This window comes from Spirulina subsalsa CS-330 (assembly GCF_028330765.1).
Classification (GTDB): Bacteria; Cyanobacteriota; Cyanobacteriia; order Cyanobacteriales; family Spirulinaceae; genus Spirulina; species Spirulina subsalsa_A.
Window position 1 is genome coordinate 1 of the sequence record NZ_JAQMTY010000053.1, and the last position, 11998, is coordinate 11998.

Here is an 11998-nt window from a genome sequence, read left to right on the forward strand (position 1 = left end):
CCCCCCCCCCACCTCTCCCCCATTCCCTACGCCCCCTTTGTGAATACCCTATGAAACCCCCAACAGAACAACGCTTCGACTACGTTAAAATCGGCATCGCCTCCCCCGATCGCATCCGGCAATGGGGCGAGCGCACCCTCCCCAACAGCCAACTCGTCGGGGAAGTCACCAAACCCGAAACGATCAACTACCGCACCCTGAAGCCGGAAATGGACGGCCTGTTCTGCGAGCGGATCTTTGGCCCCGCCAAAGATTGGGAATGCCACTGTGGGAAATACAAGCGCGTCCGCCATCGCGGCATCGTCTGCGAACGCTGCGGCGTGGAAGTCACCGAATCCCGCGTCCGTCGTCACCGCATGGGCTACATCAAACTCGCCGCCCCCGTCACCCATGTGTGGTATCTCAAAGGGATTCCCAGTTATTTGAGTATCTTGCTCGACATGGCCCTGCGGGATGTAGAACAGATCGTCTACTTCAACGCCTACGTTGTCCTCGATCCCGGCAACGCCAGCAACCTCAGCTACCGCCAACTGCTCACGGAAGATCAGTGGCTCGAAATTGAAGAGCAACTCTACGAAGAAGAATCCCAACTCGAAGGCATCGAAGTGGGGATCGGAGCCGAAGCCGTCCAGCGCTTGCTCGAAGAAATCAAACTCGAAGAAGAAGCAGAACGACTACGGGAAGAAATCGCCGGAGCCAAGGGCCAAAAACGCGCCAAGCTGATTAAGCGCCTGCGGGTGATTGATAACTTCATCGCCACCGGGGCCCGGCCAGACTGGATGGTCTTGTCCTATATTCCCGTGATTCCCCCGGACTTGCGCCCGATGGTGCAGCTTGATGGCGGTCGCTTTGCCACCTCGGATCTCAACGACCTCTACCGCCGGGTGATCAACCGCAACAACCGTCTAGCGCGATTACAGGAAATCCTCGCCCCGGAAATCATCGTCCGTAACGAAAAACGGATGCTCCAAGAAGCCGTTGATGCCCTGATCGACAACGGGCGGCGGGGTCGTACCGTCGTCGGTGCGAACAATCGCCCCTTAAAATCCCTCTCGGACATCATCGAAGGGAAACAGGGTCGCTTCCGCCAAAACCTGTTAGGAAAACGGGTGGACTATTCCGGACGGTCTGTGATCGTGGTGGGGCCGAAGCTGAAGATCTATCAGTGCGGTCTACCCCGTGAGATGGCGATCGAACTGTTCCAGCCCTTTGTGATCCACCGTTTGATAAAAAGTGGCCTGGTGAACAACATCAAAGCGGCGAAGAAATTAATCCAGCGGGGTGATAGTGCCGTCTGGGATGTGCTCGAAGATGTGATCGCCGGTCACCCGGTACTGCTGAACCGTGCCCCAACCCTGCACCGTTTGGGGATTCAAGCCTTTGAACCGATTCTCGTCGAAGGTCGCGCCATCCAACTCCATCCCCTCGTCTGCCCGGCGTTTAACGCTGACTTTGACGGCGACCAAATGGCGGTTCATGTGCCCCTCTCCCTCGAAGCCCAGGCCGAGGCGCGGCTGTTGATGCTGGCTTGTCACAATATTCTCTCCCCGGCAACGGGTAAGCCGATCGTGGCTCCGTCCCAAGATATGGTCTTGGGGTGCTATTACCTGACGGCGGAAAATCCTAAGTTTGAGCGGGAATCGTTGGTGGCCACTGGTGAGGACGTGATCGATCGCATCAAGTCCGGTGCAGAACGCCGCTTTGCTTCCATGGATGATGTGTTGCGGGCCTTTGAACAGGGCTATCTCAATATTCACCAATACCTCTGGCTGCGCTATAGCGGGGAAATTTTGGTGAGCGCGGCAGAGGAAGAAATTGCCGTGACCGCAACGGATGTGGAGGGGGTGCGCTGCTATGGCGAACGCCGGGGTGAATCCCACTACCTGCCAACCCGCTTAATCCGCACCGTGGATAACCAGGGCGGTGAACCGTTCCTGTTCCAATATGTTTACACGACACCCGGTCGGATTATTTACAACAAAACGATCGCAGACGCTCTGGGCCTTTAACCCCCGTTAGTCTCCGGGGGCCCCTGTCCGCAGCGATCGCGGGATTGCCCCATTCTTGATCAACCTTCGTCACCCATCACAGATTGAACTCATGTCAAAAGCACCCACACCCAAATTTTTTAACCATATCGTTGATAAAGGGAAGCTCAAAAAGCTGATCGCTTGGGCCTACACCAACTACGGCAGTGCGCGGTGTTCCCAAGTGGCGGATTACCTCAAGGAAATGGGGTTCCGCTATGCGACGCGGGCAGGGGTCTCGATTAGTGTCGATGATTTACAAGTGCCATCGGTGAAAAAAGCGATGCTTGCCGAAGCGGAAGCCGAGGTGGCGATTACCGAAGAGCGTTACCGGACTGGGAAAATTACCGAAGTGGAACGGTTCCAAAAGGTGATTGATACCTGGAATGTCACCTCTGAAGAACTCAAAGATGAGGTGGTGCGCAACTTCCGGGACAATACTCCCCTCAACAGCGTCTATATGATGGCGTTCAGTGGGGCGCGGGGGAACTTGTCCCAGGTGCGGCAGTTGGTGGGAATGCGGGGCTTGATGGCTGATCCCCAAGGGGAAATTATCGCCCTGCCGATTAAGACTAATTTCCGCGAAGGCTTGACGGTGACGGAGTATATTATTTCCTCCTACGGGGCGCGGAAGGGCTTGGTGGATACCGCCCTGCGGACTGCTGACTCTGGGTATTTAACCCGGCGGTTGGTGGATGTGAGCCAAGATGTGATTGTGCGGGAATCGGACTGTGGCACGCAGCGCAGTGTGACGGCGGAGGCAATGAAGGATGGCGATCGCATCTTGATCAACCTCTCCACGCGCCTCATGGGTCGCGCCCTCGCTGAAGATGCGATTCACCCCGAAACCGGCGAGGTGATCGCCACCCGCAACCAATTCATTGACGACGACCTCGGCGATGCCATCGAAAAATCGGGAATTGAGAAGATCCAAGTGCGATCGCCCCTCACCTGCGAAGCCGCCCGCTCCGTCTGCCAGCACTGCTACGGCTGGAGCCTCGCCCACGGCAAACTCGTCGATCTCGGCGAAGCCGTCGGCATCATCGCCGCCCAATCCATCGGCGAACCCGGCACTCAACTGACGATGCGCACCTTCCACACCGGCGGGGTCTTCACCGGAGAAGTGGCCCGGAGCTTCAAAGCCGATGCCGCCGGGAAACTCCAATTCGGTAAAAAACTCCGCACCCGGCCCGTCCGCACCCGCCACGGCGACGATCGCGAACAAGTGGAAGTCCCCGGCGATCTGATCCTCACCAGCACCAGCGGCGAAAAATTCACCTACCCCCTCACCGCCGGTTCCCTCCTCTTCGTCACCAAAGGCGACACCGTTGAAGCCGGGCAACTCTTGGCGGAAGTCTCCCTCACCAAACGGCAAAAATCCACGGAAAAAGCCACCAAAGACGTGGCCTCCGACCTTTCTGGGGAAATCCGCTTTGATCGCCTCGTCAGCGAAGAAAAAACCGACCGTCAAGGCAACATCACCCACATCGCCCAACGGGGGGGCTTGCTCTGGGTCTTAGCCGGGGAAGTCTACAACCTCCTGCCCGGTGCGGAACCCGTGGTCAAAAATGGCGATCGCGTCGAATTCGGCGATGTCCTCGCCCAAACCCAACTGCGCACCATCCACGGCGGCGTTGTCCGCCTCTCCTCCGGCAGTCGGGAAATTGAGATCATCACCGCCTCCGTCCAACTCGACCAAGCCAGCGTTCGCCGCGCCACCTCCGGCACTCGCGAACAATACATCATCCAAACCGCCCACGGTCAGCAATTCTTCCTCAAAGCCACCCCCGGCACCAAAGTCCAAAACCACCAAGTGATCGCCGAACTCAACGACGACCACTACCGCACCCAAACCGGCGGAACCGTCAAATATGCCGGCGTTGAAACCGGCAAATCACGCGGTAAAAAACAAGGCTACGAGGTCATCCAGGGCGGCACTCTGCTCTGGATTCCCGAAGAATGCCACGAAGTCAATAAAGACATCTCCCTCCTCATGGTGGAAGAAGGGCAATATGTCGAAGCCGGCACCGAAGTCGCCAAAGACATCTTCTGTCAATCTGCTGGGATCGTCGAAGTGGTGCAGAAAAACGACATCCTCCGGGAAATGGTGATCAAAGCCGGGGATCTCCACATGCTCGACGAACCTCCCGCCGTCGATGCCGATGGCCAACTGCTCCAGCCCGGCACTGAACTCTTCCCCGGCTTCACCGTCAGCGAACTGAAATACGGTGAATATGTCGATACCCCCGAAGGTCTCGCCCTGCTCCTGCGTCCCGTCGTCGAATATCAAATCTCTGACAAACCCGATGTTCCCTCCCAGGACTCGATCAACGGCGATGCTGGTCAGCAAATGGGGCTGCGCGCCATCCAGCGCCTCTTCTTCAAAGACGGCGAACGGGTGAAATCCGTCGATGGCGTTGAACTGCTCAGTACCCAACTCGTCCTCGAAATTGAAGACAAAGTGGCCAACGAGCATGGCGATGTCGCCACCATGAGCGCGGATATCGAACTCATTCCCCACGATCCCGACGACGACAACACCGAATATCAACTCCAGATCGTGGTCTTAGAATCCCTCGTGATTCGGCGCGACATGGATGCCGACACCACCAGCGGCGGCACTCGCACCCATGTAGTGGTGCAAGATGGAGACGAAATCGCACCGGGATCGGTGGTGGCTCGCACGGAGATCCAATGTAAAGAAGGCGGCCTGATCCAAGGGATTCAAACCGAAACCGAAGCCATGCGCCGGATTTTGGTCACCCGAAACACCGACCTGATCACCCTATCCCTCAATGCTGACCCGATCGTGAAAGCCGGCGATCTGGTGGTTGCCAGTCAAGAGTTAGCGCCAGGGGTCAGCACCTTTGAATCCGGTCAAGTGTTGACTATCAATGAGCGCGAATTAGTGCTGCGGCGGGCGCGTCCCTATCGGGTTTCTGCGGGGGCGTTGTTACAGGTGGGCGATGGTGACCTGGTGCAACGGGGGGATAACCTCGTGTTGCTGGTGTTTGAACGCTCCAAAACGGGGGATATCATTCAGGGTCTGCCCCGGATTGAGGAATTACTTGAAGCCCGTCGTCCCCGTGAAGCTTGCGTCCTGGCCCGTCGTCCGGGGGTGGGTCAAGTGGTGTACGACGCGGATGAAAGTGTGGATATTAAGGTTGTCGAAAGTGATGGCACGATCAGCGACTATCCGATCAGCCCCGGTCAAAATGCCTTGGTGTCTGATGGTCAAGAGGTGAATATTGCTGAACCCCTGACCGATGGCCCCGCGAACCCCCATGAAATTCTCGAAACCTTCTTTGAATATCACAAGGAAGAAATTGGCGACTATCAAGCGGCGTTGATTGCCCTCGAAAAAGCGCAACTGTTCTTGGTGGATCAGGTGCAAGGGGTGTATCAGTCCCAGGGGATTGATATTTCGGACAAGCACATTGAAGTGATTGTGCGGCAAATGACCTCGAAGGTGCGGATTGATGATGGCGGTGATACTACGATGTTGCCCGGTGAATTGATTGAACTGCGCCAAGTGGAACAGGTCAACGATGCAATGGGGATCACCGGGGGTGCTCCGGCTCGCTATACGCCGGTTCTGTTGGGGATTACGAAGGCATCGCTCAATACCGATAGTTTCATCTCAGCAGCGTCATTCCAAGAAACAACACGGGTCTTGACTGAAGCGGCCATTGAAGGGAAATCTGATTGGCTGCGGGGTCTCAAAGAAAACGTGATTATTGGCCGCTTGATTCCGGCGGGGACTGGGTTTAATGCCACGGAAGATCTGCCGATCGGGGGTGGGTTTGATGTGGAAAACGGTAATGATTTTAGTGCCACTGTGCCGTCGCGAACCTTGACGGAAGGCTACGGAGGGCGTGCCAATGGCGATTTTTCCCGTGAAAGTCGCGCCTTGGATGAAAATATGGTGCTGGATGATCAAACGGCCCGTGCTTATCAGCTTGAGAGTCCAGATTCAGAGGCTTCGCCGTCTTTCTTAATTGACGAAGAAGAGTAGTGCTGAATTGATTCCGGCCGTCTAACAAGGAGGGACATCCCTCCTTGTGATCTTGAGATGTTGTGTAAAACAGGCAAAGTTGTGTTAGAAAATTCGTCTTCGGCTTCAACGTCGGCCCATGCTCACCCCCACGTCCATGACGCGGAGGTTCGACGGCAAATTATCAATCGACTGTCTCGGATTGAAGGCCATATTCGGGGGGTTAAGAATATGGTGCAGGAGGATCGCCACTGTCCGGAGGTGTTGGTGCAAATTGCGGCGGTGCGGGGTGCGTTAGACCGTGTGGCTCGGATGATTTTGGATGATCACCTGACGGAATGTGTGGTGCGAGCGGCTCAAGAAGGCAATATGGAGGCAGAAATTGAGGAACTTAAATCGGCGCTCGATCGCTTCTTACCCTAGGGAGAGTCGCCAGCGTTTGGTGATCCGATGGTTGAGTGGGGTGGGGGAGTTTGCAACGGGATTAGGCTGTGCGATCGCATTTTCTGCCCTCCATGCTCAGGCACGATCGCTTCCCCTGGCAACGATCGCGATCGCCTCCCCAGACACGATCGATCTGGCCCAAATGACAGTTTTTCAGGCGATTGTTTTGGGGTTTGTGCAGGGGATGACGGAATTTATCCCGATTAGCAGTACCGCCCATCTTAAGGTTGTGCCGGTGGTGTTGGGGTGGGGTGATCCCGGTGTCACCTTTACGGCCATTATCCAACTGGGCAGCATTGGGGCGGTGCTGTGGTATTTTTGGGCGGATCTGTCGGAATTGATCACCGGCACGATCCAGGCCCTGCGGACGCGGAATTTTCAATCTCAAGCCTGGCGCATGTCCCTGGGAATTGCGATCGGAACCGTGCCGATTGTGGTTTTTGGACTCCTGCTCAAAGTTCTAGTGCCGGATTTGGATGATTCGCCGATTCGGAGTCTGGCTTCAATTGCGATCGCCTCGATTGTCATGGCCCTCCTCTTAGCCCTAGGGGAAAAAATGGGGCAACGCCTCCGCAGCTTTTCACAACTGTCCACCCTCGACGGGATCTGGATGGGACTCGCCCAAGCCTTAGCCTTAATGCCCGGCGTATCCCGGTCAGGGTCTACGATTACCGCTGGCCTGTTCATGGGGCTAGAACGGGCGACGGCGGCTCGATTTTCCTTCCTCTTAGGACTGCCGGCCATTACCCTCGCGGGCCTCGTGCAGTTAAAAAGTGACGTGATCGATGTCGGCGTTCCCAATGCAGCCTGGTTATCGTTGATCATCGGGACGCTTTCAGCGGCGTTCTTTTCCTATTTGGCGATCGCCTGGCTGATCAAGTTTTTGCAAAAACAAGATACCTGGGTTTTTGTCTGGTATCGTCTGGCCTTTGGGATCGTGATTCTGGGGGCATTGGGGATGGGGTGGCTCTAGATTCGTCCCATCACTCACGGCGATCGGGGTACTGACCCGGTCTGAGGCGGCGGAGGGATTAACGGTATGATCCAAAAGGTTCAATGGTTTGGATAGGTTAGGCATGGGACAACGGGATTCACTGCAATCCATTTTAGAAGCGGTGTCAGCGGGCTATCTCAGCCCCCAAGTCGCCGCCGCAAAATTGGGCCAAGCCGAGACGGGCTATGAGGCGATCTCCGACTTTGCCAAGCTTGACCACCATCGCCAAGCCCGCACCGGCTTCCCCGAAGCAATTTGGGGCCAAGACAAGACCCCCGACCAAATTGTGCAAATTTTCCAGGCGATGCAACACCACCCCGCGATCGCCATGGCCACCCGGATCACCCCCGCCGTGTTTGCCCAGTTGCAACGCCAGTTGCCAGGGTTGCGCTACTACGAAACCGCCCGCATTTGCGCCCTAGGCACACCCAAAACCCACCGTCCCGGCACGATTACCCTATTAACGGCAGGCACAGCGGATCTGCCCGTTGCCGAAGAAGCCGCCGTCACCGCAGAGTTAATGGGCTTTACGGTGGAACGACTGTGGGATGTGGGCGTAGCGGGAATTCAACGATTGTTGCGCCATCAAGATGCGATCGCCACGGCCGATGTCTTGATCGTCGTTGCCGGCATGGAAGGAGCGTTGCCCAGCGTTGTCGGGGGTCTAGCCGATTGCCCCGTGATTGCCGTCCCCACAAGTATCGGCTATGGCGCAAGTTTTGGAGGGTTAACGCCCTTGCTGGGGATGCTCAATTCCTGTGCTGCCGGCATTGGGGTCGTCAATATTGACAATGGCTTCGGGGCGGCCATTCTCGCCGGTCAAATTCTGCGCACCGCTGAAAAATTCGCTCAATCTCGCCCCTCAAGACCCGAATCCCCGCCCAATTCGTAACATCGGTAACAACCCGGTGCGAAAGCCCCAGCCTACACTAAACGTTACCCTCCGATTGCTTAGATCAGACCGCCTAAATCATTGGGGCGGTTTTTATTTGCCCAGGGCAAGGCGAAATGCTGATCTAGAGAACTAGGGAAACATTCGCTGAGGGCATCACATCGCCATAGCACTAGCCAGAGCGGTTAGGACATTCAGAGACTCTGGAACAAGGGGCTTAAGCCCCTTGCCTGCCCTAATGCCCTTGTTGATTGTTATTAGATTGGATAATAGGGCAATCCTGTCCACGTCCCCAGCCTCCAGAAAACGTGCTTGATCTTGAAGCACGTTTTCGTTGTCCGTCGATGGATTGAGGTTAAAGGGGGCAACCGGGGGCGGGCTTAAAGCGAGACTTTCACCGGGGTACGGCTGGGTTTCAACTCTACCGGAGTCGGTTGGAGGAGCGATCGCCCCGTCATTTCAGGGGGTTGCGGGAGATGCAGGATTTCCAACAGTGTCGGAGCCACATCACAGAGCCGCCCATCTTCACGCAATTGCACATCCGCACCATAGCCCGGAATTTTCAGCCCTTCCCCTTCAACCAAGATCAAGGGCACGCGGTTCGTCGTGTGGGCCGTCCAAGGTTTACCCTGCTCATCCCACATGTATTCTGCATTGCCATGGTCAGCCGTAATCATCGCCGTTCCTCCGACGCGGGAAATCGCTTCGAGTAAGCGCCCCAAGGTGCGATCCACCGTTTCGATCGCTTCTAAGGCGGCGTTCATGTTGCCGGTGTGGCCCACCATGTCAGGGTTGGCATAGTTGATCACGATCAGGGAATATTCCCGCTTGGCCAAGGCCGCACAGGCCGCATCCGTGACTTGTTCGGCGGACATCTTGGGCTGGCGATCGTAGGTCGCCACCATCGGACTGGGAATCAATTCCCGGTCTTCGCCGGCAAGGGGCTGCTCCAAACCACCATTAAAAAAGTAGGTGACGTGGGGATATTTTTCCGTTTCAGCGGTGCGAAATTGGCGTAACCCATGGTCGGCGATCACTTCACCCAGGATATTGCTTAAGCTTTGGGGTTCAAACGCCACATCAACCGAGAGCGTCGGATCGTACTGGGTAAACGTGAGGAAATGGAGCGGCGTAATCGGAACCCGCTCAAAATCTTTGAACGTGGGGGACACGAAAGCCGTCGTCAGTTGGCGGGCGCGATCGGGCCGGAAATTAAAAAAGATCACACCATCATCGGCTTCAACTTTCCCCGGTGCAATTCGCACCGGCAGGATGAATTCGTCGTTAATCCCTGCGTCGTAGGAGTCTTGGATAATGTCCAGGGCGGAACGGGAATCGATCACGTCGTCCTCGGTCAGGACTCGATAGGCTTGTTCGACCCGATCCCAGCGGCGATCGCGATCCATGGCATAGTACCGACCGCTGATGGTCGCGATTGTCCCCACACCAACAGCATCCATCTGGTCTTGAATCTGTTGCAGGACTGCGATCGCCTCATTGGGCTTGGTATCCCGGCCATCCGTAAACACATGCAGGCACACCTGCTCAATCCCCTGAACCTTAGCCAAATCCAACAGCCCAAATAAATGGGACAGATGGGAATGAACCCCACCCTCTGAACAGAGGCCCATACAGTGGAGTTTGCCGCCCGACTGCCGCACCGACTGACAGAGCTTCACCAATGCCGGATTTTCTAAAAACGAACCGTCTTCCACCGCATCGGAAATGCGCACAAGTTCCTGAGGCACAATTCGCCCGGCTCCAAGGTTCAAATGGCCAACCTCAGAGTTGCCCATTTGCCCATCCGGTAATCCGACCTGCTTGCCCGATGTGTGGATCAAGGTATGCGGGTAGGTCTCCCATAAACTATCCATGACGGGTGTTGATGCAGTGCGAATTGCGTTGCCATCGGCAGACTCCCGATACCCCCAGCCATCTAGAATTATGAGCACCGCAGGAGAGACTGATGCTGGTGTCATAGTGCTTACCTTATTTGTACCTATCAACGCCATGATGATACCATTGCCCCCTCAACTCTCGTTGTTTTTTTGTCATCAGAAGCACAAAAAGCCCCTATCAAAAGACAGGGGCTACACGTACTTTGTTAAGAACAAAGTAGTCAAAACATTACGGTGAAGACCTAGTCCAGATCAGGCATTGCCAACACGGGTTCAGTCTCACGATCAATCCCTTTTTCAAAACCAGCCGAAGCCGCACGGGCCCGTCCAGCATGCCAAAGGTGACCGACCAAGAAGAAGAAGCCTAAGACGAAGTGGGAGGTTCCCAACCACGCCCGTGGATTCACATAGTTAAAGGAGTTGGGTTCGGTAATGATCCCACCCACAGAGTTCAGAGAACCGTTGGGAGCGTGGGTCATGTATTCCGAAGCCCGACGCAGTTGCCAGGGTTGGATGTCATTGCGCAGTTTGTCGAGATCCAAACCATTGGGGCCCCGCAGCGGCTCTAACCAGGGACCACGGAAGTCCCAGAAGCGCATCGTTTCACCCCCAAAGATGATCTCACCCGTGGGCGATCGCATCAGGTATTTACCCAAGCCCGTCGGGCCTTGAGCCGACCCAATATTCGCACCCAAGCGTTGGTCACGCGCCAAGAACACAAAGGCTTGGGCTTGAGACGCTTCGGCGTTGGTGGGGCCGTAGAACTCACTGGGATAGGCAGTATTGTTGAACCAAACAAAGAAGGACGCAATAAAGCCCATCAAGGACAGCGCACCCAGGCTGTAGGAGAGGTAAGCCTCACCCGACCAGACAAACGCACGACGCGCCCAACCAAAGGGCTTGGTCAAAATGTGCCAGATGCCGCCTGCAATGCAGGTTAAGCCCACCCAGATGTGACCACCAATGATGTCTTCCATATTGTCAACACCAATGATCCAGCCTTCGCCGCCAAACGGAGAGTTCAGCAGGTAGCCGAAGATCACAGCCGGGTTCAGGGTGGGGTTACTGATGATCCGGACATCGCCACCACCCGGAGCCCAGGTGTCATAGACACCGCCAAAGAACATCGCTTTGAACACCAGGAGCAGAGCACCGAGGCCCAACAGAATCAGGTGATACCCGATAATATTGGTCATCTGGTTTTTATCTGCCCAGTCGTAGCCAAAGAAATCAGAATATTCTTCGAGGGTTTCCGGGCCGCGGATGGCGTGGTAGATCCCACCCAAACCGAGGACAGCAGAAGAAATGAGGTGTAACACACCGACGACGAAGTAGGGGAAGGTATCCACCACTTCACCACCGGGGCCCACACCGAGGCCAAGGGTGGCCAAATGGGGAATCAGAATACAGCCTTGTTCGTAGATGGGCTTGTCTGCGGTGAAGTGAGCCACTTCAAACAGGGTCATAGCACCAGTCCAGAACACGATGAGACCAGCATGGGCGACGTGAGCACCCAGCAATTTACCGGAAAGATTGATCAAGCGAGCATTGCCTGCCCACCACGCGAATCCAGTGGATTCTAGATCGCGGCTTTGGTTGATGGTTGAAGCACTAGAGAGCGTTACCACGCGGTAAAACCTCCTCAGGGAATATAAAACGTTCGTGGGGTTGATCTTGCGGAGCCATCCAGGCCCGCATCCCTTCGTTGAGCAGAATGTTCTTGGTGTAGAACGTCTCAAATTCAGGGTC

At 55.8% G+C, this 11998-nt stretch carries 7 protein-coding genes and 1 pseudogene; 5 read left to right on the forward strand and 3 right to left on the reverse strand.

The genetic code is table 11. The annotated features are described in order from the left end of the window. Window positions 1–50: 50 nt before the first annotated feature. The 5 genes from PN477_RS03575 (at window position 51) to larB (ending at window position 8351) form a co-directional block, all read left to right on the forward strand. Window positions 51–2009, forward strand: a complete 1959-nt coding sequence (locus PN477_RS03575; RefSeq protein WP_272146992.1) for a DNA-directed RNA polymerase subunit gamma — start codon at window positions 51–53, stop codon at window positions 2007–2009. A gap of 91 nt (window positions 2010–2100) precedes the next feature. Beyond that, the gene (locus tag PN477_RS03580) at window positions 2101–6042 is read left to right on the forward strand and encodes a DNA-directed RNA polymerase subunit beta' (protein WP_272121300.1); all 3942 of its coding nucleotides are present in this window, start codon (window positions 2101–2103) and stop codon (window positions 6040–6042) included. A gap of 57 nt (window positions 6043–6099) precedes the next feature. Further along, entirely contained in the window at window positions 6100–6444 is a 345-nt protein-coding gene (locus tag PN477_RS03585; protein ID WP_084669012.1) for a metal-sensing transcriptional repressor, read from the forward strand. 16 nt (window positions 6445–6460) lie between these two features. Continuing rightward, complete coding sequence (locus PN477_RS03590) at window positions 6461–7438, forward strand: undecaprenyl-diphosphate phosphatase (protein ID WP_417158746.1); 978 nt, start codon at window positions 6461–6463, stop codon at window positions 7436–7438. A gap of 103 nt (window positions 7439–7541) precedes the next feature. Next, a complete protein-coding gene (larB, locus tag PN477_RS03595; protein ID WP_272121304.1) occupies window positions 7542–8351 on the forward strand; it encodes a nickel pincer cofactor biosynthesis protein LarB in 810 nt (269 codons plus the stop codon). 380 nt (window positions 8352–8731) lie between these two features. Here the strand turns inward: larB and gpmI are convergent, their stop codons facing one another. The 3 genes and pseudogenes from gpmI to PN477_RS03610 form a co-directional block, all read right to left on the reverse strand. Beyond that, entirely contained in the window at window positions 8732–10330 is a 1599-nt protein-coding gene (gpmI, locus tag PN477_RS03600) for a 2,3-bisphosphoglycerate-independent phosphoglycerate mutase (protein ID WP_272121306.1), read from the reverse strand. Between the two features lie 161 nt (window positions 10331–10491). Next, window positions 10492–11877 (reverse strand): photosystem II reaction center protein CP43, encoded by a 1386-nt coding sequence (gene psbC / locus PN477_RS03605; protein WP_072621328.1) that lies wholly within the window; start codon window positions 11875–11877, stop codon window positions 10492–10494. Continuing rightward, window positions 11861–11998, reverse strand: a pseudogene (locus PN477_RS03610) (photosystem II D2 protein (photosystem q(a) protein)); the annotation flags it as partial. The gene psbC and the pseudogene PN477_RS03610, both read right to left, overlap by 17 nt.

Coding starts and splice junctions, on each gene's coding strand:
- PN477_RS03580 (WP_272121300.1), top strand. CDS start 2,101: ATGTCAAAAGCACCCACACCCAAATTTTTTAACCATATCGTTGATAAA.
- PN477_RS03585 (WP_084669012.1), top strand. CDS start 6,100: ATGTTGTGTAAAACAGGCAAAGTTGTGTTAGAAAATTCGTCTTCGGCT.
- PN477_RS03575 (WP_272146992.1), top strand. CDS start 51: ATGAAACCCCCAACAGAACAACGCTTCGACTACGTTAAAATCGGCATC.
- larB (WP_272121304.1), top strand. CDS start 7,542: ATGGGACAACGGGATTCACTGCAATCCATTTTAGAAGCGGTGTCAGCG.
- gpmI (WP_272121306.1), bottom strand. CDS start 10,330: ATGACACCAGCATCAGTCTCTCCTGCGGTGCTCATAATTCTAGATGGC.